Raw genomic sequence first — 25,411 nt, forward strand, 5'->3', positions numbered from 1 at the left:
AGGGGATGCGGTTATTTTCCAATAAGGCTGAAAATTCCAAACCTTTGAATATCTCTTTACTTTTGCTAGTCTTAATGTATGCTACTACTATTCAGCACGAGGGTAGTATACCAAAGTTTGAAAAGAGGTTCGTTTATGCCGAACAGGTTTTCGTTTACGCGTTCACTAAGAGGAAGACTAGCATTCGTTTTATTTATTGCAACTGTTGTGCCAATTATTTTGACAGGATATATTTCGTATCGATGGATTTACATAGTCCAAACGGAAAAGATCGAAAGGGACATTCAAAGCAATGTTGTTCGAGAGAAAGATGAGTTAGATCGCAAGCTGGAGGAAATGACTCGAATTTCGCAGCTACTGGACGTAGAGGGCGGAATGGGTCGCGATGTTATTCAGTATATTTCTAGTCCAAGCGATTCGTACGACAAGACAGCGCTTTATCGCAGTATAGCTCAATCCATTGCCAACGTGAACTTCGCGAATCCTAATCTGGGTGTCATATTTTATTATGCGCCAGATTTAGAGGATCCGATCCTGTTTCCTAATGTGAGGATTAATTCTCCTTTTCATATCGAGAAACTACCCAAATTTTATCAAAAGAAGCTTCTGACCTACTACGGACCTAATCCTTCGATGAATGTTCAGGATAGAAGCATGGTATTTTCCTTAGTGCGTGAAATGAACATCGGGACGGGCAGTAAAATCTATGCATACATTGAAACCAAGGTTGTTGGACTAGAGGACATGTTCACTGTAAAACCGCATCCGGAAGGGTCGTCCCACGTATACCATGTTTTAGTGAACCCACAAGGAAAGATCGTATTCAGCAATATGAAGGAAGGCTTCAGCATAGGAACAGCGTATAAGCCATCGAGTAAAGGCTACAAGGTGTTCGAATCGGAAGGAATACACAAGTGGAAAATCATTCAATACATCCCTTCGAAAGAATATAACCGCGAAATGAACAAATGGAAAAAGCAGTTTTTACTGTTCTCTGCCTTGTCCCTCTTGGTCGGGATATTGCTGTCCTGGTTTATTTGGAAGATGGTATACCGGCCAATTCACATGATCAATAAAGAAATTACGCACTTTAGCTATGACCAATCATCAAAGCCGATCTCGGTAAGTGGTCTTGAGGAGTTCAACTATATTTTATTCAATTTCCACCAGATGCGCGGTAGAATTACCGAATTGATCTACGATGTCGAAGAAAAGGAAAAGCGTAGAGGGCAACTAGAGGTGGAGAAGCTGCTCGTGCAGATCAATCCTCATTTCCTTCACAACACACTTAATACAATACAATGGCTGGCGAGAATGCAAGGGCAAGCGAATATCGCAGAGCTTGTATCTATTTTCACTCGTGTATTACATTACAATCTAGGTAAGAAAAGCATCATTGTGACCGTTAGTGAAGAAGTGGATGCGATAAGGGATTACATTGAATTACAAAATATTCGCTATGATCACCAATTCAAGGTGAGATTGGACATTGATCCGGACACACTTCATGTATCGATTCCACGCTTTATCCTTCAACCACTTGTCGAGAATGCTTTGTATCATGGTTTTGAGCAGGACGAAGGGGAAATCACTGTAACGATAAGGATGGGAGCTATGGGTAGGGTTGGGCTTGAAGTTACAGATAACGGCATAGGGATAGAGCAAGAAAAAATATCGGATTTATTCGAGAAGAGCGAATCCACGCGTGGCTCCGGTCTAGGTATTGGATTAAGATATGTGCAAAAAATGCTTGAGGTCTATTATGGAACGTCAGCTCACTTGAAAATAGAAAGCAAGGTCGGTAAGGGAACGAAGATTACTATTTCCTTACCCGATCGGATGATTGGAGGAGTCGATCGTGATCAAAGCGCTGATCGTGGATGACGAGAGCTTGGTAAGAAAAGGGATGAGGCTCGTATTCCCATGGGACAAGCATCAGATAGAGATTGTAGGTGAGGCGGCAAGTGGGGAGAAGGCGCTTGCTTTCATGCAGAACAATCCGATCCATCTGCTCATTACTGATATTACGATGCCAGGAATGTCGGGTATGGAATTGTTCAGCCGAGTAAGAGAGTTATACCCAACTGTTAAGGTTGTCATTCTGACTTGTCATCAGGATTTCGAATATATTCAGGAGGCACTGCGAATGGGAGCTGTCGATTATATTGTTAAGACACAGCTTGAGAAGCAGAATCTTGATCAAATCCTCGAACGGATCGTAAAAGCTATGGTGGTTGTTCCTCCGCAAATATCACTTGAAATACAACCAGAAGCTTACAGCCCTGCAAGCTCGGAGAAATGGAATCGGGTATCCTGGGTACTAGATGATGCTGAATTTCAAGAGCTGACGCGAACATTGGGCGTAGCGTTAAATCATCCGGCTCCCCAATGGTCTAGAAACTGGATGGATGCGGTAGAGAAGTGGAAGATGAGCTTTCCTATGTATCCAGATTGGTCAAGCTACTCGATTGCAGCTACTTCGGAAGAGCTATTTCACAACATGAAGCAGTTAAGGACCGGAATACAAGCCTGGCTTCGTCGTTCAAAATACACGGAGGAAGTGATCCATTCGATCGTCTCTTCTCTTGATTTTATGCATAATAGCTCCAATCAGCATTTATCACAATCTTATGTATCCGACCAAGTCAATTTAAGCAAAAGCTATTTCAGCAAGAGCTTTAAGGAAATACTTGGAATATCGTTTATTCATTACTTGCAGTTAGCGAGTATGAATGTGGCCAAAGAAATGCTTTTGAATACCAATCATCCGATTTACTGGGTAGCGGAGCAATGTGGATTCATGGATCAACGTTATTTCAGCAAAATCTTTAAGGATCAGACCGGGATGCTCCCAAGTGAGTTCAGGCTGCACAATAGTTAAAAGTAGCATACGATTCTGCCCTTGGTCTTCGATGACGAGGGCATCTTTATTGCGAACAAATCCATGTCGAAAAAAATGTTCATCGTGTAGGAAGATTTTGCACGAAGTGAAATCAAAGGGAAATCACAAAAAATTCATACCGGATGAGGAAAATCACCACTCACGGGGAAAACTGCTGGGTTGCTATAATGAACCAGAAATCTATTAAATAAGCGTACAGGGGGATCGCAATGAAAGTGATGAATAGAAAAAAGTGGTTAGCGATAGGCTTGACGGGAGCTATGGCATTCAGCCTTGTAGCGTGTAGCGGGAATGAGAAGACGGAACAATCTAGCGCTTCAGCAAGCTCACAGCCAACTTCAACTGAGTCCTCGGAGTCAGTCGCGGCCGATCCTATGGGGAAGTACGATCCACCTATTGAAATAACGGCGGTCCGTCCAATTACAGAGGGCACCAAGTTCAAGGAAGGCGAGTCTATTGACAACAATAATTGGTCAAAAGCCTACCAGGAAAGCTTGGGAATTAAAATCAAATATAACTGGACAATTGCCACTGCGCAATATGACCAGAAGCTGAACATTGCGATCGCTTCAGATGATTTGCCTGATGTGATGGAGGTAAACGCGGCACAGCTTAAGAGATTAGTGGAGGACGATCAGCTAGAAGACTTATCAAGCCTTTACGATCAATACGCCGCTCCATTCACGAAAGAGGTGCTCTCACAGGATGGAGGCAATGCTCTAAAATCGGGTACCTTTGACGGCAAGCAATTTGCTTTACCTAAAATGGGTTCTGGGCTGGGTCAAACTCATGTGCTATGGATTCGCACGGATTGGCTAAAGAAATTACAGCTCTCCGAACCTAAAACGATCGATGATGTGCTGAAAATCGCGGAAGCCTTTACGAAGCAAGATCCTGACGGCAACAAAAAGGATGACACACGAGGACTAGGAATAAATAAAGATATTTGGGGTTTTTACGCTGCAATGGAGGGCTTCTTTAACGGATTCCATGCTTATCCGAATGTTTGGGTTAAGGATGAATCCGGGAAATTAGCTTATGGCAGCATTCAACCGCAGATGAAGAACGCTCTTCAGAAGCTGCAGGAGCTATACAAAGCGGGTCAGATCGATAAGGAGTTCGGCACGAAGGACGCTTCCAAGGTAAACGAAGAAGCGAATGCAGGCAAGCTTGGAATGTTCTACGGGTACTTCTGGAACAGTGGATGGCTTCAGGACGGAAAGCTAACCAACCCTGAAATGGAATGGACTCCTTATCCATTGCCTTCGATTGACGATCAACCGGCGAAAGCACAAGTTCCTTTTGCAATCAACACATATTATGTGGTTAAGAAGGGGGCAAAACACCCAGAAGCCTCCATTAAGATGCTTAATCTGGTCCTAGAGAATATTTACGGTGCAACCGCGAACCCGGAAGCCTATAACGTAGATAAGGACGGAATTGCCATATTCGAATATGCTCTGCTCTACGGAGAAGCGCCACGCAAAAACTTGGATGCTCATCTTAATGTGATGGATGCTTTAACCGCAAAGGATGACTCCAAGCTAACAGCGGAAGAGAAGGGCTACTATAGCAATATCATGGCGTATCAAGGAGGAGACAATCAATTCTGGGGCAGTGATAAAATGTATGGCGAGAAAGGATCGCTATCCGTTATCGAAGGTTATTTTAAGAACCAAAGTCTCATGAATGATGAGTTTTTCGGTGCTCCAACGCAAACCATGATCGATAACAACGCGACGTTACAGAAATTGCAGCTGGAGACGTTTACACGCATTATCATGGGAGATTCCATCGATAAGTTCGACGAGTACGTGAAGAAATGGAAGCAGCTTGGTGGAGACGAGATCACGAAGGAATTGAATGAATGGGCGTTAGCTCAGAAATAATCGAGAAGCAAGGCAAGAGGTGCTTATGACAAATCTAAGATTTAGGCGTCAATTTCCTTATCATCTGATGATTTTACCTGGATTGTTGTTTATTCTGATCTACAATTATGTACCCATGACTGGGATTGTCATGGCATTCGAAAGATTCGTTCCGTCTAAGGGGATGTACCTGTCCCCTTGGGTGGGATGGAAAAACTTTGAATTCATGCTCAATATGCCGGGAATTTATCAAGTGATATGGAATACGGTATTCATCGCGTTAATGAAAATTATTGCTGGGGTCGTCGTTCCTGTCGTCATTACTTTATTGCTGTATGAGGCCAAGAGTCGCTGGTTTAAGAGCAGCGTTCAGACGATCGTCTACTTCCCGCACTTTCTTTCTTGGATTATTCTGGGCGGCATCTTTGTCGATATTTTATCCCCATCTACGGGAATGCTCAATGAATTTCTAGGTTGGTTTGGGATTAAGCCTATTTACTTTCTTGGTGATGTAAATTGGTTTCCGTTTACATTGGTTGGAACGGAGACTTGGAAGGAATTCGGTTACGGGACCATCGTTTACTTAGCGGCTCTAACTGGAATCAATCCCACTTTGTACGAAGCTGCGACAATGGATGGAGCTGGTCGGTTTAAGCAAGCGGTGCATGTCACTTTGCCCGGATTATTGCCTATGATCGTGCTAATGACCATTCTTAGCTTGGGCAATGTGTTGAATGCCGGATTCGATCAAGTGTTCAACTTGTATAGTGCGCAGGTTTATCGAAGCGGAGATATTATTGATACGCTCGTATACAGAATAGGAATGGAAGATGCGAATTACGGTGTTGCTACGGCCGTCGGTTTATTCAAGTCAGTCGTTTCGTTCGTGATGATCTCTGTTTCGTACGGGTTGGCTTATCGGTTCACGAGCTATCGCATTTTTTAAAGCAAAGTAGGTCATGAAATGAGACAACGCAGTTCTACTGGCAGGAAAACGTTCGTCCTTTTTAACTATTTCATATTAACCGTAATCGCGGCGGCGTGTCTGCTGCCATTAATTAACGTACTAGCGATCTCTTTCAGCTCAAGCTCGGCCGTCAATTCGGGACTTGTAAAATTGTGGCCGGTCAGCTTTACGTTAAAATCCTATGAGTTCGTTCTGAACAAGCCCGAATTCGTATCTGCATTCATCGTATCGCTAAAGCGAGTGATTGTAGGAGTGCCGCTTAATATGCTTCTTACGATATTGATCGCGTATCCCTTATCTAAGGAAAAGAGTGAATTTCGCTGGAGAAATCAGTATGCATGGCTTTTTGTCATCACGATGCTGTTCAGTGGAGGCTTGATTCCTTGGTATATGGCGATCAAGATGACTGGGATCATCGATAGCTTCTGGGCGTTGATATTACCAGGTGCGGTTCCAGTATTCAATGTTATTCTTATGCTTAATTTTTTCAAATCGTTGCCTAAGGAAATCGAAGAAGCGGCATTAATGGATGGCGCCGGAGTGTGGCAATCTCTTTGGAAGATCGTCGTGCCTTTATCGGCACCATCAGTAGCAACATTGACGTTATTCTGCATCGTTACGCAATGGAATTCATGGTTTGAAGGGCTGATCCTATTAAACAACCCAGACGGATATCCATTGCAGAGCTACCTGCAGACCGTGCTTGTCAATCGCGATATGTCATTGATGACTTCAGCGGACGCATTAACGCTCAGATCTGTATCCGATCGGACATCCAAAGCAGCTCAAGCATTCGTCGCTATGCTGCCCGTTCTTCTCGTATATCCATTCTTGCAACGATACTTCACCCAAGGCATTGTACTAGGCAGTGTCAAAGGCTAATACTCGGAGGGACTTATGGCGGTTAAAATTGTTTTTATCGGTTCGGGCAGCATTATTTTCGTAAAAAATCTCATTGGTGATTGCTTAATGACGCCTGCTCTGCAGGATGCTCACATTGCCTTGTTAGATATTGATCATGAGAAGCTGAAGTTATCTGAGAAGATGTTAAACCAGTTAAACGATAATATTAATCTGGGCAGAGCAACGATTAAAGCTTATACAGACCAGCGTGAGGCGCTTCGCGGCGCGGATTTCGTTATCAACGCTATTCAAGTTGGTGGTTATGAAGCTGTCATACCCGATTTCGAAATTCCGATGAAATACGGCTTAAAGCAAACTTATGCCGATACGTTAGGTGTCGGAGGCCTATTTAGAGGGCTGAGAACAATACCGGTAATGTTGAGTATCGCAAGAGATATGGAAGAGGTTTGCCCGAATGCATTAATGTTGAATTATACAAATCCAATGGCTATCGTCACGGGAGCGATTCATCAAGCGACTAGCATTCAAGCCATAGGTTTATGCCATAGTGTACAAATATGTGTGAGGGATTTACTTCATGGGTTAGGCATGGACGATGCTAATGTAAAGTCAAAGATTGCGGGAATCAATCATCAAGCTTGGTTGCTGGAAGTTCATCGTGATGGCGTGGATCTGTATCCCGAGATTAAGCGGAGAGCTGCGGAGCGTAACGTTGAGCATGATGATCGGGTTCGTTACGAGATTATGAATCGTTTTGGCTATTATGTGACTGAATCCACTCAGCACTCTTCTGAATACATGCCGTATTTCATCAAAAGAAACTACCCAGAGCTACTGCCAAGATTCGGAATCTTGACTGAAATGTATAAGGATTGGGGCAAGTCTCAGCAGCAATACTGGAACCAAACGAAAGCGGAAATGATCGATAATGCGGACCTTTCGCATGAACGAACTCATGAATATGCATCCTTTATTATGGAAGCTATAGTAACGGATCGGGCAATTAAAATTGGTGGAAACGTGATGAATTCCGGTTTAATTACGAATGTATCCGCCAATGCATGTGTAGAAGTGCCTTGCTTGGTTGACGGAAGCGGAATAACGCCATGTTATATCGGAGATTTGCCAACGGTTTGTGCGGGGTTGAATTCCACTAACATTCACATGCAGCTGTTGACTATTGAAGCCGCATTATATGGAAGGAAAGAGAGTATATATCATGCAGCGATGCTCGATCCACATACGTCAGCAGAGCTTTCCCTCGATGATATCGTGGCGATGTGTGACGAGCTGATTGAGGTCAATCGGAATTATTTAACTTTTCTATCTTAAGATGTAGGTGAATAAGGCTGTAAAGCTGGACCGACGCGTATTTCGCGTCGGTTTCTTTAGGATTTCTTAAGGTTTTCGTAAATATCTGATGAAGAATTTAAACAAAAAATATGATAGCATTGAACCTAGTGTCTTTTTGAATCGTCTAACGGAATAGAGGTGGCAAGATTGGATTCCCAACGTAATTTCGATTTCCTTAAATATATGATTGAGAGCGACGACAACAAGGGTTTGCTTAATGAATTAATGACTGCCTACGGTAAGGATGTATGGAATTATGCCTATAGTATAACTCGCAAGTGGGATTTGGCTGATGACATCGTGCAGGAGGTATTTATCAAAGTATTTAAGAATATGCACGCTTTTCGTAGAGACGCCTCCGTCAAAACCTGGTTACTTACGATAACGCGCAACACGGCGATTGATTACCAGAGATCTGCTTTTTTCCGCAAGGTAACCTTATCCAATACTGTTGAAGATTATGGTGAGCGTCATTCTACCGAACAGGATGTCGTAGAGTCTATGGTCGTTAACGATATTTGGAAAATGGTGCTTGAATTACCGAAGAAATATAGAGAAGTGATTATCCTCTATGCTCATCATCAGCTTTCGTTGAAGGAAATCGCCCAAATACTCGATGTGACGGAAGGTACGGTTAAATCAAGAATGTTCCATGCACGCAAAAAATTGTCTAAGTTAAAGGAGGGAACCGCTTATGGATGACAAGGATTTATTCGAACAACTTGCGCGCGGGCCTCTGAAACACAATGGATTTGATGATAATTTACGTAGAAAAATAAACGATCAGTTAGATAGCCCACATAGAAGCTTACGACGACCTTGGTTCGTTCGATGGGGTGCAATCAGTGCATCGTTCCTACTCATCGTAGCAGTCGTAGTTGCAATATGGAGCTGGGAGAGCTTTAGTCCCGAGGAATCAGACAAGTTATCGATCCCTTCAGAGCAAGCTTCAACAAGTGCCCAAGCATCCGAAGAGCTTAAGATCAACCCGATCCCGCATTCTGCTGTCCTGATTGGATTAAGGGCTGATAGTACTCAAGATGGCGTCTCAAGCAGTAGCTACCGGACAATAATGGTCGCTCCACAGAATGAGGAAATTACGATCATTGGTGAAGGCGAAGGGATTTGGATGCCTGTAAATACTAATTTCTGGCGTGTAGATGCCGTTCCGGATGCTTTAGGTCAAGGGAATCAGACGATCATGGCAACTCGTGCGGATAAGAAGCAAGTGCAGCTGGAGCAACCAGTTGAGAAGAATGATACGTCAATGAAGCAAACAGAGCAGCTTCTATATGCCGGCAACCAATTTGTATCCATATTACAAACGACGAAAATGAACGTGAAAGGTCAAGAGATTGAACAAAGTCAGTTATGGGTGAATGAGGTTAAGGATCTAGGTCCTGCGGAGAGATTAAAAGATGCAGATTTGTTGGCAACGACGAATTTCTCCCTTTCCGAAGCGCTTACAGATAGCAATACGCTAACAGATGTCGACCAATGGGCTATCGCTCGGGAAAATCGCAAATGGGTAGCCAAGCAACCGGTCAAACTAGCAAGTGTCACGAATGTGTCGGAAATACAAGATTTGCCTACGATTTCTGTGGAGCTTACGAAAAACATAGTGAAAGACGAGGAGTTGGCTCTCTCGTGGAAAGAGGTTAAAAGCCTAGAGTCGAACGCGGTCGATGCCTATACTTCGCAAGATGAAGATATCGTTGCCATCGTCACGGACAGTAACATTACGCTATATCCTTACAGATTAGAGGATGCGGAAAGCAAGAAGTTACCCATTCAACTCGCGCCTAACGAATCTGTTGTGATGGTTCAATGGGCAACCCAAGCAAACTATGTCGATAGCTGGGTCAAACTGTTTAGTAAATGGTTCGCTAATTCGGCAAATGAATCTTGATTATGATAAGATGAGTGTATCTCTTTTTACTGTGAGTGTGACAAATCGCACCGCAGAGAGGGATACAATCATCTTATTATTTATATACGGCTCTGACCGTCTTACATGCTTGGAGGGATTGCATAAATGTTCAAAACTGTAGGTGTTATAGGCGCGGGTACAATGGGACAAAGTATAGCTGAGATGCTTGCTGTTAAGGGATTAGACGTTCATATGGTGGAGAAAACACCTGAAAGATTGCAGCATGCAAGGGAAATGATCGAGCAAAGTCTTGATCGCCAAATGGAACGTTGGGCAATTACTGCCGCTGAGAAAAAATTAACGTTAAATCGAATACATATGGAAACATCGCTGCAATATTTTACGGATTGTGAGCTTATTATTGAGGCGATAACCGAGGATATGGAAAGCAAAAAAGAAGTGATCAGGGAATTAGACGGCATTGTGTCGAGTAATGCGGTTGTCGCCAGCAACACTTCAACTCTAAGCTTAACTGAGCTTGCTGGAGCGAGTCAGCATCCTGACCGTGTCATTGGTATGCATTTTGTATATCCGGCTCTAAGAATCGATGTTGTGGAGATTATCCGGGGCTTACAAACCTCGGACGAAACCTTCAATCGCACGAAATCATTTATTGATCATGTTCTATTCAAAAAAGGGGTAATGGTATTCGAATCCCCTGGCTTTGTAACAACAAGACTCATTTGCTTACTCATCAACGAAGCCCTTCATATATTGGAGGAAGGAGTAGCCTCCCCTCAAGATATCGATACTGCGATGAGGATGGGGTATCAATTCGAGCATGGACCTCTTGAGATGGCTGATCGGTTTGGTTTAGATGCCGTACTTGCCGCACTTGAAAGAATGTTCCGTGAATATGGCGAATTGAAGTACAGACCTTCCTTTTTACTGAAGAAAAAAGTACGTGCAGGCCATTTAGGAATTAAGAGTGGTATAGGTTTCTTTAAGTACGACAAGGATGGTGAACGCCTGATATGAATATACTCATAATTAATGCGGGGAGCTCCTCGCTTAAATATCAGCTGTATAATATGCAGACAGAAGAAGTGTTAGCCAAAGGTCGGGTAGAACGAATTGGGATGGATTCCTCGATTCTTACCCATGAAGTCGACGGTACGCCGGAAGTACGTGAAGTCAGTGAAATTCTTGATCATACGACGGCAATCAAGAAAGTATTGGACATGTTAGTATCGCGTAAATTTGGTGTATTACGAAATATTGAAGAGATTGAAGCAGTTGGTCATCGGGTCGTGCATGGTGGCGAATCCTTCAGCAAGTCTGTGTTGGTTGATCAAGGTGTCAAGCTGGAAATCCGTAAGTTATTTGACCTTGCTCCGTTGCACAATCCTGCACACATGATGGGGATTACGGCGGTTGAAGCGAACCTTCCGGAAGTTCCGCAAGCCGTCGTATTTGATACAGCCTTCCATCAGACTATGCCGCCAAATTCCTATTTATATGCGATTCCAACAGTGCTGTATCGGAAGCACAAAATCCGTCGCTATGGTTTTCACGGCACCTCTCACGATTATGTGAGCAAACGCTCGGCAGAATATTTAGGCTTACCGTTAGACAATTTGAAGCTGATTACTTGTCATATTGGTAATGGAGCAAGCTGTACAGCGATTCTAAATGGTAAATCGTTTGATACGAGCATGGGGATGACTCCTCTTGAAGGGCTTATGATGGGAACACGGAGCGGGGACTTGGATCCAGCGATCGTTCCTTATACGATTAACAAAGAGGATTTGACGCTAAACGAAGTTAATTCCATGCTGAATAAGCATAGTGGATTGCTCGCCATTTCTGGGATTAGTAGCGATATGCGCGAAGTCATAGAAGCGATGAACGATGGCAACGAGAAGGCGAAGCTTGCTTTCGAAATGTACACTTATCGCATTCGGAAATACATTGGCGCTTATATTGCAGCAATGGATGGCGTTGATGCGATTGTCTTTACAGCGGGTGTTGGAGAAAATTCGGATGTATTGCGTAAGGAAGTATGTAAGGGACTGACGTTCTTCGGCGTACAATTGGATGAGAAGAGAAATGCAGTACGATCATCTGAAGCACGGCGGATTACGACGGATGATTCAAAGGTAAGTGTATTGGTCGTACCTACTAACGAAGAGCTGTTAATCGCAAGAGATACTTATCGGCTTGTTCTTGAGAAACAGGCTGCGGACTCCAGCTTGCTATAAGAGAGGGGTATGTTGGGTATGGCAATGAGTAAGGTAGATTTGGCTACAATCGGGAATTATGTCGGTCAATCGGTCACCTTCGGAGGCTGGCTCAATCGTAAGCGCTCAAGTGGGAAAATTCAGTTTCTGCAAATTAGAGACGGAATGGGGTATATCCAAGGCGTGCTTGTCAAGGCGGAGGTGGATGAATCCGTCTGGGAAAGTGCAAGCCAACTCACTCAAGAGAGCTCCTTCTATGTGACAGGTATCGTGCGTGAGGATACTCGTAGCGCGTCCGGGTTCGAGTTAGCCGTTACGGGTATCGAAATTATCCAAATCGTCAAGGATTATCCGATCACCCCGAAGGAGCATGGCGTTGACTTTCTAATGGATCATCGCCATCTGTGGCTTCGAGCTCCTCGGCAGCGTGCAATCCTACGCATTCGGGCGGAAATAATATCTGCTATTCAGGGCTTTTTCGATGAACGAAACTTTACGCTTGTCGATCCACCGGTATTAACGCCATCCTCGTGTGAGGGAACAACGAACTTGTTCCATACCAAATATTTTGATGAGGATGCGTATCTGACACAGAGTGGTCAGCTTTATATGGAAGCGGCCGCAATGGCGCTCGGTAAAGTCTATTCCTTCGGGCCTACGTTTCGGGCGGAGAAATCCAAAACCCGTCGTCACTTAATCGAATTCTGGATGATCGAGCCGGAGATGGCTTTCGTTGATCATGAGGAGAACCTGAATGTTCAGGAGCAGTTTATTGCCCATATCGTTGGTCAGGTGCTGAGTAATTGCAAAGCTGAGCTGACGGTGCTGGAGCGCGATATATCCGCATTGGAGAGCGTGATGCCACCCTTCCCACGTATCACTTACGATAAGGCGCTCGACTTGCTGAAGGAGATCGGGATGGAGCTACCGTGGGGCGAAGATTTTGGTGCGCCGCATGAAACAGCGATTGCCGAGAAATTCGACCGTCCTGTATTCATCACTCACTACCCAGCGAGCTTTAAGGCTTTCTATATGAAGCCTGATCCGAATCGTCCAGAGGTCGTTCTGTGTGCGGACATGATTGCTCCTGAAGGCTATGGGGAGATCATTGGGGGATCACAAAGGATCGATGATCCAGAATTACTGGAGCAGCGTTTCGCGGAGCACGAGCTATCCGAGGAAGCCTATGGCTGGTATATGGACTTACGTAGATATGGTACAGTGCCGCATTCTGGTTTTGGCTTAGGTTTGGAGCGGGCTGTTGCATGGATTTGCGGGTTAGATCATGTACGTGAGACAATTGCGTTTCCGCGTACACTATATCGATTATATCCGTAGAGTTAGTGTTAATTGGATTATTTATTGGGGAAAGAAAGCAGGTGAATTCAAGGAATGAATGATCGTAATTCACTGGCTAGAGGAATGGCGGAGGCGTTCATGGATGGCTCCGTCAGTATTCCTTACGCATTACTTCGAACTTATCGAGCACTCAAGCTTAACGATACAGAGGGAATGCTGTTGCTTCATCTTATTGCTTATCGCCAGCTGGAGCAGAATGAATTTCCAACGATCGAGCAGCTTCAGGAGAGACTTGGATGTTCACCAGTGATAGTGGGGCAAACTCTACAGAAGCTGTTGAAGCTTAGCTTTATTACCATTGATGAAGTGTTCGATCCTCAGACGGGTGTACAGTCTGAGAAATACAATTTATCCGGTCTGTTTCAGAAGATTGGGGAATTGCTCGCCGCAGGTGAGCTGCCAACTCGAAGCGGTAACACACAAGACGATGATCAACAGTACTCTCCCGAGCCTCCACGAATTGCTCCGGTGTTGAATGCTGCAGGCACTCATAATTTGTTTATTCTGTTCGAACAGGAATTTGGTCGTCCGCTAACGCCAATGGAATATGAGACGATTAACGGTTGGTTGGATCAAGATCAATATGCCGAGGAGCTCATCCGATTCGCGCTTAAGGAATCCGTGTTTGCTGGTAAGCTTCATTTCCGTTACATTGACCGTATTCTTTTAGAGTGGAGCCGCAATCGCGTAACTAACGTCGAGGAAGCCCGCCAACATGCACAGAAATTCCGCGCCGGTCGATAGATCCGGTCCAATGTAGGTGAGTTCATGAGCCTTAACATCAAACCGCTACTTAACCCTTTAGAGGCTCCATACGAACTCTTATTGCTAGCGGATCCTTCCAGAAGATTGGTTGAGGAATACATCAAAAGAGGCGATTGTTTTGTTGCTTATAGCGGGGATGAACCCGTAGGTGAATTTGTTCTAATCCGTACACACCCTCAAACCGTCGAGATTGTGAACATCGCAGTGAAGGAACACTATCAAGGACAAGGTATTGGACAGACACTAATTGCAAGAGCAATTGAAGAAGCGAAGAGGATGGATGCGAGAACGCTTGAGATTGGCACAGGGAATTCAAGCTTTATGCAGCTCAAGCTATACCAGAAATGCGGCTTTAGGATATTTGCAGTAGATATTGATTTTTTCATTCGGAATTATGAGGCAGAGATATTTGAGGACGGTATCCAGGTTAAGGATATGATCCGGCTTAGAATGGATTTGTGAGTTGTAAGCTGGGGTGTTTAGGAGATTAATGAGACTAGGTAAAAATATGAGGATTTTCCATCTGAGTGATGGGGAGTCTCTTTTTTGTTTTCCATATTCTAGGATTTGTTGATAGAATGAGAGGGTGGTGGATAGGGGTGGAATTTATGCTGGGGAAAGATATTGATTATTGCTCATCCTTATAAGTAGCAACTGGTCATTATTAGATCATTTATTCGTGGTGTAGTTCAGTAATTCTGTATTGAATCTAGTATTTTTGAACTACACAAACATCACATTAGTACTGGTATTTGTGAAGTTCGCAGAAGAGAAGTTATATGAAACCGGCGAAGAGCTATACAAACCAAACAATTTAACTAAAAGGATGATGAGTATGACGCAATATACAGTTGCTGATATGATGCGTGCGTATGCAGAAGATGCTTTAGATCTCGCAAACCAGTTAAATATTGAATTGAATTTTTCCGAAGAGAGCTTAACTAAATTAGATCAGATTCTCGAAAAATATCATCAAGGTATCCCTAAGGGATTCAAAAAAATCTTCACTAAAGGACCATCTGAAGAACAAATCAATCAAATGGCAAAGATTTGGGGAGGATATTTAGGGGAAACAATAATTAAACAATTAGGCGGAGAATGGGCAATGAGCAATGCATTTAAAAATGCAATTGCAATAAAAATAGGAGAAACTGAAATATACCCACCTGCAAAAATATATAAAAGAATCATGAATGGATCAGAAGACAATGTAAATACATATTTCAAAGTATTCAAACAAGATTTAGCTAGTTAAATCGAGAAGTCGCCGGCAACATATAACACCATATTCACGCATCGAGCCATTCGGCTCTCGGTCCGGCAGAAGTCAGAAGTGGATTCAGGGGGTAATGGGCAGTAGCAGGGAAGCGGAATCAGCCGGACACATCCGCACCGACTAACTGCGTAAGCGCAGCCGGCGACTTTGTCGCCTTAAGTCGGTGGGACGTCGTGAACACATGAACGTTATCTGAAATTCCCTTTAGTGCTGGGTAGACCTTGTTCAATTATCAAGGAGATGAGGAGATGAGTGTATGATTATCAAACCAAATGCCCAAGAGTTAACTAATACCAGTAGCAATTTAGGTATAGAAGTATTTGTGTTGGATGACAGAGCCTCAAAAAAATTCATTAGAAGAGCAATCGAAAAATTTAAACCAAATAAAGTCACAGGGCACTTATCAATTGGAAGAGATTCAATAACTATCCCTTTGGAGAAATACGAGTTTACATACTCTAAGTCATTATACAGTGAGTCTGCTTTCATTTTCTTTGATCAAGAAAGTGGTGATAGGAATACAGTTGTAGAAGTGAAGGATGCTAGATTAATTGGTGATCTAATGGAAAACTCATATGGTATGGAGTACTTTATATCCAATAATAATCTGGATTACCTAATTGCGATAAATTGGTATGTGATAGAAGTTTCGGGATCTATTATTAAATTCTTTTCAAAAATTAATGAAGTCTAATAGGTCAAGAGCAGGGAACTTCAGATAACACCATGTTCACGCTTCGGCGGTCAAGCCGCCTCGGTCCGGCAGGAGTCCGAAGTGGATTCGGAGAAGTAATTGGCAGTAGCAGGGAAGCGTAGTCAGCCGGACACATCCAACTCCCTAACCGCATCGCGGCCGCCCTCCGGGCTTAAGGGAGTTGGACGTCGTGAACACATTAACGTTAGATGAAATTATTGCAAAGAGTGGTGATAACATGCTTTTGTTTTCGGATTCAGTATCAAACATATTCATCCCTTTTTATTGTGATGAATATTCAATAAGTGATTTTGAAATCTGGACATATTCATCTCCAACCATAGAGACAGAATTACAAAATAATTACATAGATTTAATTTCCTTTGATTTCAATAGTAAGGATGCAAAGTATAGGTTAAAGAAATTAATAAAGAATATATACCGAAATCATCAGATAGCCATTGAAGAAGAGATTGTTTATTGGCTGGTAGTTAATATGTCAAATGATGAGTTCGACTTAATTACCGGATGTGAACGGCTCGCAAGATTAGCACTAAACGACATTTCGGATTATGATTTCAGTTTCATACCCAGAGAATATATAGGCTTAGAAAGTCTAATAGAAGATCTAGGCTTTTACTACAATCCTAAAGATCAAAATGATGTTATCGAAAAGACAAAATTAATAGAAGACTATAGGAATCAGATTAAAGATCTCAATAAGGAGTTTTTTCTGAAGCTGATTCGAAGAAGGCAATAACTTCATCTAACACCATATTCACGCATCGGGGCGTTGCCCCTCGGTCCGGCAGGGGCTGAGGAGGATTCGACTGGAGCGAACTCAGGTTACAGGGAAGCAGAATCAGCCGGACACATCCAACTCCCTAACCGCGTCGCGGCCGCCCTCTGGGCTTAAGGGAGTTGAACGTCGTGAATACAAAACGTTAGCCGAAAGAAGTTCTTAGTTTAGGAGGAATCTATATGATATTAGAAAAAGTTATAAATAGAATTGTAATACAAAGTGAATATAAGGATTTTGTTGATAAGTATATAGATAATATACTTACCGAATTTAAAGGTAAGATTCATAGCATTTATATGTGTGGCTCGATTCCAAAAGGAACTGCTAAACCTTTTAAGTCAGATGCAGACTTTACTATTGTATGTGTAAACCCCAAAGATGTTGATTACGAAAGATTGTCAAATATTAAAGACAGGCTTTTGGAAGAATATCCAGTAGTAACTAAAATTGATACGATAATTTGCTCGATTGACGATGTATTAAGTAAACCGAATGAGTGGGGTTTTTGGGTTAAGATAATTTGTGTTTGCATATATGGTCATGACATTGGTGAAAAAGTACCACCGATAATTATTTCTCCAGAGTTCATTTTAGACTTAAATACAGAGACCAAGGAGGAAGTAGATCGTATACATAGTTTACTTTCTAATGCTAGTGATAACACAATGAAAACTAGATATATTAAAGGTTATTCTAAGAGATTAATTCGTGCATTATACTCATTGGTTTTAGAAGATACAGGTGTATGGCAAGATGACATTATTAAGATGAAGAATGCCATATTAAACTATTGCGAGATTGACTCCGCTTTAGTTGATTATCTGTATGCTTGTTACTTGGATAGTAATGTATTTGTTGAAGAGTTTCTGGGAATTGCGGATGAAGTATATAGCTATTTTGAGAACGCCTTAAATACAATGGCTGCTTCCAGAACTTCCTTCGGCTAACATCATATCCACGCTTTGGGGCCTTCGGCTCCTCGATCCGCCCGAAGAGGATTAAGCTGGGAAGTGGAATTAGGCGGACAAATCTGCACCGACTAACCGCATCGCGGCCACTCCCCTTGGTCGTTTAAGTCGGTGGGACGTCGTGGATACGGGAACGTTATCTGAAAGATTGACAATAGCATAAATTACATAAAGATTGAGGGTGTTTGTCATATCTGTTGAACTCAAACATCTGGAGATATCAAATAACGGACACATTGAAGCATATGAAATAGCACTCAATGATGAAGTATTAAGCCCAGAAGATCATGTTAGTATTGAACTCACTATTCATGGTGAACAATTCTTATGCATACAAGTGAACTATTTTGAAGCACTATTAGAATTAAGATCCAAACTAGAACCAAAGGGAATTCAAATATTATGTAACGGGGCAGGCCTTAATGTATATCCTTCTAGAATGCAATTAAATATGGGGTATGGTGACACTGCTTATAAATTGAATAAAGGCAAGCAAGGTAATTTAGCTGGTATTATTAATATCTTTGATCAAGATAAGGACATTGAATTTGTAGATGTAATGAGACAAGAGAAATTCTATGAAGAATGGTTAAAGAGCTTATAAATAAAGAGACTTTGTAAGTAACTCGGAGAAGCGTCAATCCTTCAGATAACACCATATTCACGCATCGGGGCATTCGCCCTTTGGTCCGGCAGAGGCAGAAGAGGATTCGACTGAAGTGAATTCAGACACAGGGAAGCGTAATCAGCCGGACACATCCAACTCCCTAACCGCATCGCGGCCGCCCTTCGGGCTTAAGGAAGTTGGACGTCGTGAATACAAGAACGTTATCAGAAATCAATGCAAAGGAGAATAACATGGGATCAAGAGTAATGCACTACTGTATCGCTGAGCTTCTAGCGAAAGAATTAGAAATAGAAGACGATCAATTCATCTTAGGTGGTATTGCACCCGATGTTCATAAAAATATGAATGAACCAAAAAGTAAATCCCATTTTGTAAGAACAAATTCTGGTGGCACATTTTTTGCGGATTACTTTGGATTCCATGAAAAGTACCTCAATCACATGAAAGATCCTTTTTACTTAGGATACTTTTATCATTTGATATCTGATGTGATATGGGTAGAAGAAATTTATAACAAGAAGATTAAGTGGTTGCCTCAGCCAGAAAAGAAGGAAGCTCAACAAAAATATTATAGAGATTTTTGGAGATTGAATGGAAAACTAATAGACCATTATTCCTTAGTTATTAAGCCGATGCAGGTTAGAACAATTCATATAGATGAAATCAATTATAGATTTCTACCAGAATTAATAAATGATTTAGAGAACGATTTTGAATTAAAGGATGAAGCGAAAGAACAAGAACTTGAAATTCTTGAATTTGATGAAGTAATTGAAATTCTTGAAAGATCAGTTAGGGAATGTGCAGCAATTTCAAAGAAGGCATAGATATCTGATAACACCATATTCACGCTTCGTGGCTTCGCCACTCGGTCCGGACCGATGTAGAAAAGACGTAGGTATATTCAGCCTGACACACCCGCACAACCTAACCGCATCGCGGCCGCCACTTCGTGGCTTAAGGCGGAGGGATGTCGTGAACACGGAAACGTTATATGCAATCGGGTAACCATTCAAAACCAAACCAGTGGGAGGTTTCATCGATGCATTCAATAACTCAAAAACCAGTAAAAGATGATATTAGGAAGCTGCACAAGGATTTATATGGGCTATCAAATAAAAGTAAAGAAATAAGGATTTTGAAAATCCCAACTATGAAATACATAACCTCAGTTGGAATTTTAAGAGGAAACTTTTATAACATCAGGAGCATTGAAGAATGTAATATGATTTTTGTTTGTAACAATAGAATTAGGTCATACACCGTAAAGGAACAGAACAAAAACTTTGTTATGAGTCCTTTTGAATTAGAGTGGGGCAAGCAGACTGAACAGGGAAGAGAAATGAAGGTTAGTTTATGGGTTCCGGATTATGTTACTCAGTCCGAGCTGAAAATAGCAATGCTTGATTGTCTTGGAAGTAGTGAACACCCCCTTTACTTGGAACAAAGTACAGAAGGATTATGCGGTCAATTATTACATACAGGTTCATATGATGAAATTAGTCAGACCATAGATAGAATTAAGGAATACATAGAGGAACAAGGATATAAAGCTAATACCAATCAATACAAGGAAATTCATTTAAGTCATGTAAGTATTGGATGGCCAGAAAAGACAAATATGATAATTAGAATACCAATCATGTAGTTGATCTTGAGGGTCATTTCTAGGAAGACCCGACAGCATATAACACCATATTCGCCCCTCGGTCCGGCCGAGGGATTTCGAAGAAGCGGAATCAGCCGGACACATCCATTCCCCTAAGATAAGAGATATCTAAGGGGAATGGACGTGGCGAATACAAGAACGTTAGCTGAAAAAGTTGCAAAAACTAAAGGAGTGAAAAAATATGCAACTCTATGCCGTTAAGTTCGGCGAATCTTCTTTGAACTCTAAATATATCTATCGTGATGTATTTTCTGAAGATTTAATACGCATCTCATGGTCATACTACATTACTAAATATAATAATAAAACGATATTATTTGATGTTGGATTTCGTGACCCCGTTATCGCAAAAAATTGGGGCATAGATCTTTTTAATGTCGATAAAGAAATTAAGCATATATTTAACTTTAATCATGTTGATGTTGTTTTTATTACTCATAGCCATTTTGATCACATTGATAATCTTGATTTGTTTCCTGACTCACAAATAGTTATTGGTTACGATGAGTATCTACATGCCTTAAAAAATGGGAGCTCATCTGTAAAGGAAAGACTTCTCAAAGAAAATGTAGTTACAGTTAAAGATGAAATAATATTTGATAATAAATTTAATTTCAAAGTCATAGGGGGCCATACAATCGGATCATCAGTAATCTACTTTGAACACAATGAAAAGAACTTTGTAATTACTGGAGATGAATGCTACAAGTGCGATAATCTGATAACGAAAAAACCAATTGGCATCTATTCGAATACCGAAAAAAACGAATCTTTTATCAACGATGCTTTTAATAAGGGATGTATTCCATTGCCGTATCATGACTTAACAATTTTTCAAACTTACAAGGAAATTTCAAGAAATATTGTTCAGATCATATAGGAGTAAACATGATGAACATTAAAATAAGAAATATGATTTTGTTTTTTATAGTAATTGTCGGGGTTGTTATAACAATAACTTGGAGAATTGGATTGCTTGGTTTATGGAATGAAGGGATGTCATATATAGTTAATAACACAAAGGATTATAGCGATAAAGATGGCCGTATAATTCAAGAAAATTATACTATTTCGATTAATCTTTCAGATCTAAAAAGTAATATTGGAAAAGTTTTATACGATGATGGAAATCATAAGATTTATATAGCATGGGTTAGCAATTCAGGCAATATAAACTCAGGGGGCTATAGCATTGGTTTTAGATCAAGCGGTCAATATTCATTGTCAGGTGCTACACTGATTTCTGGAGTACATCATATTACATTAGGGGATCATTCATTCACTTCAGAAATGTCAGCACAAATGACGGCAGAATATAAATCTAAGAAATACTCCAGTTCTACATCTGGCATAAGTGGTTTGAACTACAAAGATGGGGATGACTTTTCATTTTATATTTTTCCGTTAACGGCATATGAAACAAATGAAGTATCATTAAATGAAACAGGAGAAGTGAATATTACAATATCCAACCTCTTTAAAAATATCTGGATTAAAAGTTAAAATTGTAACTGACGAAGGATTTAGCCAAAGAAATTTATGATATTTCTTATTGGATAGGCGAATTTATTTTAAGATCGGGAAAAGTCTCGAAAGAATATTTTTACAGAAAAGAACATCCTTAAACAAATTTACCTTGAACTAGTGGGGATATGGTAAAATGTTCCTTAGAAGTGTAGTGTGAACTCCTATTAGAAATGTCATTTCGGCCTTTATGGTTCCCGACTCGTAAACAGATGAATCCAGTCCGGCAAAAGCGGTCAACTGTTTAACGGAAGGGAACCTTTTTATATGTCCGCCGTTACGAAGTCTTTTGGAGAAAGTAGAATTGGAGGTGTTACGATGAAGAGAATTAGTACTTTACCGTTCATTATTATACTAATCGTAATCTGTTTAATTGGATGTACTAACGGAGTTGACACAATATTAGATGAAGTAAAACAACAAAAACTGAACAAAGATGTTCAGACCTTTATAAACAATACCCAAGATAGTAATGGTTTATATCTTTATTCTCCAGTAAATGAAAATCAATTTATAATTGTTAAGTATTCAAATGTACTTCAAGGAGAAGAGGCAAAGTTTCTTAATTCTATAACGGGAAAGTTAACAGATAAAACCATGATGATTAATATTGAAGAACTTGGAACCCATAATTACCATGACAAAAGATTAAAAGACATAAGAATATTCAAATTAGGAAGTGCTCAAGATTATGAGAAAATACAGATATTCAAGAATGGTGAAGAGATAAATTTTGAATTAGTGAGCGGATGAAGAGGGTCTTAAACTTCTGATATTTGATGAGAAGTTTAGAGCGGTGCTCTAGTAGCCATAACCCTTATACATTTGTACATGAACATTTTGAGAGGAGAATTGTATGTTTATTAGACTTAAGGAAGAAGATTTGCAACAAGACAATCTTAGCTGGGTATGTATTGAACCTATGTTACTTTCAGTACGTGGAAAGAATTTGGACGAGAAATCAGCGGTGTATAATCAATTAAATGAGGGGCAAAAAGCATTATATTTGTTTTATGCTTATAGTAATCATGTACATACCATCTCGGAGTTCTATTGGTTTTCTACCTATTTTATAAGTGAACTTAAGGCGTGGAATGGTTTGAAGTCTGGAGTTCGCTTTTTCAAGGGTCATGAATTATTAAATATATTAGAACATACGGAAAGAGTAATAGAAAACAAGAATAAAGTTGCTGAAGGGATATGGAAAGATGCATCACCCTCCGATCTTGAAACAGATAATGAATTACTTGAGTCGATAAAGCCTTTGTTCAACGCTTATCAAGGTTTAGTACAAGAATTAATTCGAGAGATGAACTCTTATATAAGGAACAATAAAGAAGAGTTTTTAGAAATTGAGAGTTAAATTAGTCCGTGGAGAGTGAGGAGAAGGGCATAGAAGGAGAAAACATGACTTCAACGTTGTTCCACGGTTTTATCCTCTCTTTGGGTTTAATAATCCCTTTAGGTGTTCAGAACATGTTCATCTTTTCACAAGGAGCAGTTAGCAAAAAGTTTAGATATGTACTACCGATAGTTATAACAGCAGCTATTTGTGATTCTCTTCTCATTTTGTTTGCGGTATTAGGTGTGTCGGTAATTGTATTTAGTTTCCTGTGGATGAAGACGGTGTTAATCGTATTTGGTTCATTGTTTCTGATCTATATGGGTTTAATAACATGGAAGGCAAAAACAGAGAGTAATCCTGAACAAGTTAAAGACAGCGGTATGAACACTAGCAAAGTCGTAAGCTATACGATAATGATATCCATCCTTAACCCACATGCTATTTTAGACACGGTCGGCGTAATCGGAACCAATTCATTGAACTATCAAGGGTACAGTAAATTCATTTTTACATGTGCTTGCATTTTGATTTCATGGGCTTGGTTTTTTCTGCTGGCATTGTTAGGGCATTATGTGGGGAGTAAAGATAAATCAGGCTATTTTACAGGCTACATTAATAAAATATCGGCAGTCATCATGTGGGGCGTGTCTATTTACTTGATTAGTTCGTTATGATGAATCTCTAACTAGTTTATAGTCGAAAGGAGAATTGAAATGGACGAACAATTAGGCGATAAAGGTGTTAAACTCGGTACAACAATTCAAGTACGCTTGGTGACAGACCTCAAGAAATCGCAGCTATTTTATCGTGATGTTCTCGGATGTAAGATAGATGACTGGGGACATGCGGAACGTGACGGAATGGTTTTTATTTTGCAACAAGCAGCTAATGCTGAGGATGTACGACCAAATGCTCCCTCCCAAAAACGATCAGATTATCCAACGGAATGGGAAGGCCCTGAATACGGATGGGATACCTTTGTTCATGTGGACTGGAATGACTTTGACTCAATAATGGAAGAGATTCAAAGCAAGCTAGGTAGTGTTGCAATAGAGGTGCTTACTGGCTCTCACGGTAATTGGGAGTTTATGAACGCCTATATTCAGGATCCTGATAAATATAATATTGTGTTGGGTGCCATGCGGCAGGTGAAAATACAAATCTAATCCTACAAAGAGGTTAACTATGAGCATAGAAATAGTCACCCCAAGATTAATACTAAAGTCTATTGATGAATCTAAAGTGGATCAAGTACTTGATTATGTATTGCGGAATAAGGTTTTTTTAGAAGAGTGGGAAATCAGTAGAACAAGCGATTATTTTACAGTAGAAATGCAGAGGGAAATGCTAGTAAGTGATAACTTTAATATCGAAAATGGACAATTACTTAAAGTTTGGATGTATAAAATAAACGAGCCAGATAGAATTATTGGAACCATTACTTTAAATAACATTGTAAGGGGAGCCTTCCTATCTTGTCATCTTGGATATCGATTAGATCTTGAAGAGCGGAACAAAGGCTATGTGACAGAAGGATTATCACAGGTGATCGACTTTGCTTTTAAACAATTACAATTGCACCGAATTGAAGCTAATATCATGCCAAGAAATGCAGCCTCCATTCAAGTTGTGGAGAAGCTTGGATTTTTGAATGAGGGACTTGCAAGGAAGTATTTAAAGATTAATGGCAAATGGGAAGACCATTTCCATATGGTATTGCTTAATGAGGGGCTGGAATAGGAGATTAGGAGACATATACGATGATTTTTATCAAAAAACATGAAATATCGATTAGAACACTAGAGCCCGAAGACGCAGAATTACTTGTAAAATGGCTCTCGGATCCAACCGTGCTGGAGTATTATGAGGGTCGTGACAGACCGCATGATTTGGAGCTCGTAATAAAGCATTTTTATGAAGATAGAGAGGGAATAACCCAGTGCATTATTCAATACAAGGAAGTTGATATTGGGTTTATTCAGTTTTATTTAATTGGTGATGAGGAATTAGAAATCTTTGATTACAAAGAGTACCCAGGCAAGATCTATGGTATGGATCAGTTCATAGGGGAACCGAGTTATTGGAACCAAGGAATTGGATCACGATTAATCCAAGAAATAGTTAGCTATCTAGTTGACCAACAAGGTGCCAACAAAATTGTGATGGATCCTCAAGCATGGAATTCAAGAGCAATTAGGGTTTATGAGAAAAATGGATTCAAAAAGAAGAAATACCTTGAGAAACATGAAATGCATGAAGGAGAATTGAGGGATTGCTGGCTAATTGAGTTTGACGTGGAATCGGGGGTTAACTGAGG

At 40.8% G+C, this 25,411-nt stretch carries 28 protein-coding genes and 1 pseudogene; 28 read left to right on the forward strand and 1 reads right to left on the reverse strand.

The features are described from left to right. Positions 1 to 135: 135 nt before the first annotated feature. From M1K58_RS03840 to M1K58_RS03945, 22 genes are all read left to right on the forward strand, one after another. On the forward strand, positions 136 to 1,884 hold the full coding sequence (locus M1K58_RS03840) for a sensor histidine kinase (RefSeq protein ID WP_256757343.1): 1,749 nt from the start codon (positions 136 to 138) through the stop codon (positions 1,882 to 1,884). Beyond that, positions 1,859 to 2,881, forward strand: coding sequence for a response regulator transcription factor (locus tag M1K58_RS03845; RefSeq protein WP_256757344.1), 1,023 nt, complete (start codon positions 1,859 to 1,861; stop codon positions 2,879 to 2,881). The genes M1K58_RS03840 and M1K58_RS03845 overlap by 26 nt, the downstream gene beginning before the upstream one ends. Positions 2,882 to 3,111: 230 nt before the next feature. Next, positions 3,112 to 4,791 carry an extracellular solute-binding protein gene (locus tag M1K58_RS03850; RefSeq protein WP_256757345.1) on the forward strand — a complete coding sequence of 560 codons (1,680 nt, stop codon included), beginning with the start codon at positions 3,112 to 3,114 and terminating at the stop codon, positions 4,789 to 4,791. A 25-nt stretch (positions 4,792 to 4,816) separates the two neighbouring features. After that, positions 4,817 to 5,716, forward strand: a complete 900-nt coding sequence (locus M1K58_RS03855; RefSeq protein WP_256757346.1) for an ABC transporter permease — start codon at positions 4,817 to 4,819, stop codon at positions 5,714 to 5,716. A gap of 18 nt (positions 5,717 to 5,734) precedes the next feature. Beyond that, entirely contained in the window at positions 5,735 to 6,619 is an 885-nt protein-coding gene (locus M1K58_RS03860) for a carbohydrate ABC transporter permease (protein WP_256757347.1), read from the forward strand. A 15-nt stretch (positions 6,620 to 6,634) separates the two neighbouring features. Further along, entirely contained in the window at positions 6,635 to 7,933 is a 1,299-nt protein-coding gene (gene melA / locus M1K58_RS03865; RefSeq protein WP_256757348.1) for an alpha-glucosidase/alpha-galactosidase, read from the forward strand. 168 nt (positions 7,934 to 8,101) lie between these two features. Continuing rightward, a complete protein-coding gene (locus M1K58_RS03870) occupies positions 8,102 to 8,656 on the forward strand; it encodes an RNA polymerase sigma factor (RefSeq protein WP_256757349.1) in 555 nt (184 codons plus the stop codon). Next, positions 8,649 to 9,863 carry a hypothetical protein gene (locus tag M1K58_RS03875; protein ID WP_256757350.1) on the forward strand — a complete coding sequence of 405 codons (1,215 nt, stop codon included), beginning with the start codon at positions 8,649 to 8,651 and terminating at the stop codon, positions 9,861 to 9,863. Before M1K58_RS03870 ends, M1K58_RS03875 begins: the two co-directional genes overlap by 8 nt. A gap of 126 nt (positions 9,864 to 9,989) precedes the next feature. Continuing rightward, entirely contained in the window at positions 9,990 to 10,862 is an 873-nt protein-coding gene (locus M1K58_RS03880) for a 3-hydroxyacyl-CoA dehydrogenase family protein (RefSeq protein WP_256757351.1), read from the forward strand. Next, on the forward strand, positions 10,859 to 12,085 hold the full coding sequence (locus tag M1K58_RS03885) for an acetate kinase (protein ID WP_256757352.1): 1,227 nt from the start codon (positions 10,859 to 10,861) through the stop codon (positions 12,083 to 12,085). Before M1K58_RS03880 ends, M1K58_RS03885 begins: the two co-directional genes overlap by 4 nt. Before the next feature lie 24 nt (positions 12,086 to 12,109). After that, entirely contained in the window at positions 12,110 to 13,402 is a 1,293-nt protein-coding gene (asnS, locus tag M1K58_RS03890) for an asparagine--tRNA ligase (protein WP_256758227.1), read from the forward strand. Positions 13,403 to 13,456: 54 nt separating this feature from the next. Next, positions 13,457 to 14,167, forward strand: a complete 711-nt coding sequence (locus tag M1K58_RS03895; protein WP_256757353.1) for a DnaD domain-containing protein — start codon at positions 13,457 to 13,459, stop codon at positions 14,165 to 14,167. Positions 14,168 to 14,191: 24 nt separating this feature from the next. After that, positions 14,192 to 14,650, forward strand: coding sequence for a GNAT family N-acetyltransferase (locus tag M1K58_RS03900; RefSeq protein WP_256757354.1), 459 nt, complete (start codon positions 14,192 to 14,194; stop codon positions 14,648 to 14,650). A 373-nt stretch (positions 14,651 to 15,023) separates the two neighbouring features. After that, the gene (locus M1K58_RS03905) at positions 15,024 to 15,443 is read left to right on the forward strand and encodes a hypothetical protein (RefSeq protein WP_256757355.1); all 420 of its coding nucleotides are present in this window, start codon (positions 15,024 to 15,026) and stop codon (positions 15,441 to 15,443) included. A gap of 277 nt (positions 15,444 to 15,720) precedes the next feature. Then, entirely contained in the window at positions 15,721 to 16,158 is a 438-nt protein-coding gene (locus M1K58_RS03910) for a hypothetical protein (RefSeq protein ID WP_256757356.1), read from the forward strand. A gap of 190 nt (positions 16,159 to 16,348) precedes the next feature. After that, a complete protein-coding gene (locus tag M1K58_RS03915; protein ID WP_256757357.1) occupies positions 16,349 to 16,918 on the forward strand; it encodes a hypothetical protein in 570 nt (189 codons plus the stop codon). Between the two features lie 221 nt (positions 16,919 to 17,139). After that, complete coding sequence (locus M1K58_RS03920) at positions 17,140 to 17,907, forward strand: nucleotidyltransferase domain-containing protein (RefSeq protein WP_256757358.1); 768 nt, start codon at positions 17,140 to 17,142, stop codon at positions 17,905 to 17,907. Between the two features lie 202 nt (positions 17,908 to 18,109). After that, positions 18,110 to 18,532, forward strand: coding sequence for a hypothetical protein (locus tag M1K58_RS03925; RefSeq protein ID WP_256757359.1), 423 nt, complete (start codon positions 18,110 to 18,112; stop codon positions 18,530 to 18,532). 209 nt (positions 18,533 to 18,741) lie between these two features. Continuing rightward, positions 18,742 to 19,383: a hypothetical protein gene (locus M1K58_RS03930; RefSeq protein ID WP_256757360.1), complete on the forward strand. Its 642-nt coding sequence runs from the start codon at positions 18,742 to 18,744 to the stop codon at positions 19,381 to 19,383. Positions 19,384 to 19,598: 215 nt separating this feature from the next. After that, positions 19,599 to 20,204: a hypothetical protein gene (locus M1K58_RS03935; RefSeq protein WP_256757361.1), complete on the forward strand. Its 606-nt coding sequence runs from the start codon at positions 19,599 to 19,601 to the stop codon at positions 20,202 to 20,204. A 202-nt stretch (positions 20,205 to 20,406) separates the two neighbouring features. After that, positions 20,407 to 21,105: an MBL fold metallo-hydrolase gene (locus M1K58_RS03940; RefSeq protein ID WP_256757362.1), complete on the forward strand. Its 699-nt coding sequence runs from the start codon at positions 20,407 to 20,409 to the stop codon at positions 21,103 to 21,105. Positions 21,106 to 21,113: 8 nt separating this feature from the next. After that, positions 21,114 to 21,728, forward strand: a complete 615-nt coding sequence (locus M1K58_RS03945; protein ID WP_256757363.1) for a hypothetical protein — start codon at positions 21,114 to 21,116, stop codon at positions 21,726 to 21,728. A 203-nt stretch (positions 21,729 to 21,931) separates the two neighbouring features. Here M1K58_RS03945 and M1K58_RS29830 read toward each other — a convergent pair. Next, positions 21,932 to 22,022, reverse strand: a pseudogene (locus tag M1K58_RS29830) (transposase); the annotation flags it as partial. 45 nt (positions 22,023 to 22,067) lie between these two features. On the opposite strand from M1K58_RS29830, the gene M1K58_RS03955 reads away from it, so the two are divergent. From M1K58_RS03955 to M1K58_RS03980, 6 genes are all read left to right on the forward strand, one after another. Beyond that, positions 22,068 to 22,502 carry a hypothetical protein gene (locus M1K58_RS03955; protein ID WP_256757364.1) on the forward strand — a complete coding sequence of 145 codons (435 nt, stop codon included), beginning with the start codon at positions 22,068 to 22,070 and terminating at the stop codon, positions 22,500 to 22,502. Between the two features lie 103 nt (positions 22,503 to 22,605). Next, positions 22,606 to 23,112, forward strand: a complete 507-nt coding sequence (locus tag M1K58_RS03960) for a hypothetical protein (protein WP_256757365.1) — start codon at positions 22,606 to 22,608, stop codon at positions 23,110 to 23,112. 44 nt (positions 23,113 to 23,156) lie between these two features. Next, positions 23,157 to 23,768 carry a LysE/ArgO family amino acid transporter gene (locus tag M1K58_RS03965; protein ID WP_256757366.1) on the forward strand — a complete coding sequence of 204 codons (612 nt, stop codon included), beginning with the start codon at positions 23,157 to 23,159 and terminating at the stop codon, positions 23,766 to 23,768. A gap of 39 nt (positions 23,769 to 23,807) precedes the next feature. After that, positions 23,808 to 24,260, forward strand: a complete 453-nt coding sequence (locus M1K58_RS03970; protein WP_256757367.1) for a VOC family protein — start codon at positions 23,808 to 23,810, stop codon at positions 24,258 to 24,260. Positions 24,261 to 24,279: 19 nt separating this feature from the next. Continuing rightward, positions 24,280 to 24,834: a GNAT family N-acetyltransferase gene (locus M1K58_RS03975; protein WP_256757368.1), complete on the forward strand. Its 555-nt coding sequence runs from the start codon at positions 24,280 to 24,282 to the stop codon at positions 24,832 to 24,834. Between the two features lie 20 nt (positions 24,835 to 24,854). After that, a complete protein-coding gene (locus tag M1K58_RS03980) occupies positions 24,855 to 25,409 on the forward strand; it encodes a GNAT family N-acetyltransferase (protein WP_256757369.1) in 555 nt (184 codons plus the stop codon). Positions 25,410 to 25,411: the final 2 nt, after the last annotated feature.

Origin of the sequence: Cohnella sp. WQ 127256 (assembly GCF_024519285.1) — a bacterium.
GTDB lineage: Bacteria > Bacillota > Bacilli > Paenibacillales > Paenibacillaceae > Cohnella.

Excerpts from the sequence above, each read along its gene's own strand:
- M1K58_RS03975 (WP_256757368.1), top strand. The coding sequence starts at position 24,280 with ATGAGCATAGAAATAGTCACCCCAAGATTAATACTAAAGTCTATTGAT.
- M1K58_RS03910 (WP_256757356.1), top strand. The coding sequence starts at position 15,721 with ATGATTATCAAACCAAATGCCCAAGAGTTAACTAATACCAGTAGCAAT.
- M1K58_RS03860 (WP_256757347.1), top strand. The coding sequence starts at position 5,735 with ATGAGACAACGCAGTTCTACTGGCAGGAAAACGTTCGTCCTTTTTAAC.
- M1K58_RS03935 (WP_256757361.1), top strand. The coding sequence starts at position 19,599 with ATGCATTCAATAACTCAAAAACCAGTAAAAGATGATATTAGGAAGCTG.
- M1K58_RS03855 (WP_256757346.1), top strand. The coding sequence starts at position 4,817 with ATGACAAATCTAAGATTTAGGCGTCAATTTCCTTATCATCTGATGATT.
- M1K58_RS03895 (WP_256757353.1), top strand. The coding sequence starts at position 13,457 with ATGAATGATCGTAATTCACTGGCTAGAGGAATGGCGGAGGCGTTCATG.
- M1K58_RS03920 (WP_256757358.1), top strand. The coding sequence starts at position 17,140 with ATGATATTAGAAAAAGTTATAAATAGAATTGTAATACAAAGTGAATAT.
- M1K58_RS03885 (WP_256757352.1), top strand. The coding sequence starts at position 10,859 with ATGAATATACTCATAATTAATGCGGGGAGCTCCTCGCTTAAATATCAG.
- M1K58_RS03940 (WP_256757362.1), top strand. The coding sequence starts at position 20,407 with ATGCAACTCTATGCCGTTAAGTTCGGCGAATCTTCTTTGAACTCTAAA.
- M1K58_RS03850 (WP_256757345.1), top strand. The coding sequence starts at position 3,112 with ATGAAAGTGATGAATAGAAAAAAGTGGTTAGCGATAGGCTTGACGGGA.
- M1K58_RS03840 (WP_256757343.1), top strand. The coding sequence starts at position 136 with ATGCCGAACAGGTTTTCGTTTACGCGTTCACTAAGAGGAAGACTAGCA.
- melA (WP_256757348.1), top strand. The coding sequence starts at position 6,635 with ATGGCGGTTAAAATTGTTTTTATCGGTTCGGGCAGCATTATTTTCGTA.
- M1K58_RS03880 (WP_256757351.1), top strand. The coding sequence starts at position 9,990 with ATGTTCAAAACTGTAGGTGTTATAGGCGCGGGTACAATGGGACAAAGT.
- M1K58_RS03905 (WP_256757355.1), top strand. The coding sequence starts at position 15,024 with ATGACGCAATATACAGTTGCTGATATGATGCGTGCGTATGCAGAAGAT.
- M1K58_RS03970 (WP_256757367.1), top strand. The coding sequence starts at position 23,808 with ATGGACGAACAATTAGGCGATAAAGGTGTTAAACTCGGTACAACAATT.
- asnS (WP_256758227.1), top strand. The coding sequence starts at position 12,110 with ATGAGTAAGGTAGATTTGGCTACAATCGGGAATTATGTCGGTCAATCG.
- M1K58_RS03875 (WP_256757350.1), top strand. The coding sequence starts at position 8,649 with ATGGATGACAAGGATTTATTCGAACAACTTGCGCGCGGGCCTCTGAAA.
- M1K58_RS03965 (WP_256757366.1), top strand. The coding sequence starts at position 23,157 with ATGACTTCAACGTTGTTCCACGGTTTTATCCTCTCTTTGGGTTTAATA.
- M1K58_RS03980 (WP_256757369.1), top strand. The coding sequence starts at position 24,855 with ATGATTTTTATCAAAAAACATGAAATATCGATTAGAACACTAGAGCCC.
- M1K58_RS03955 (WP_256757364.1), top strand. The coding sequence starts at position 22,068 with ATGAAGAGAATTAGTACTTTACCGTTCATTATTATACTAATCGTAATC.
- M1K58_RS03960 (WP_256757365.1), top strand. The coding sequence starts at position 22,606 with ATGTTTATTAGACTTAAGGAAGAAGATTTGCAACAAGACAATCTTAGC.
- M1K58_RS03900 (WP_256757354.1), top strand. The coding sequence starts at position 14,192 with ATGAGCCTTAACATCAAACCGCTACTTAACCCTTTAGAGGCTCCATAC.
- M1K58_RS03945 (WP_256757363.1), top strand. The coding sequence starts at position 21,114 with ATGATGAACATTAAAATAAGAAATATGATTTTGTTTTTTATAGTAATT.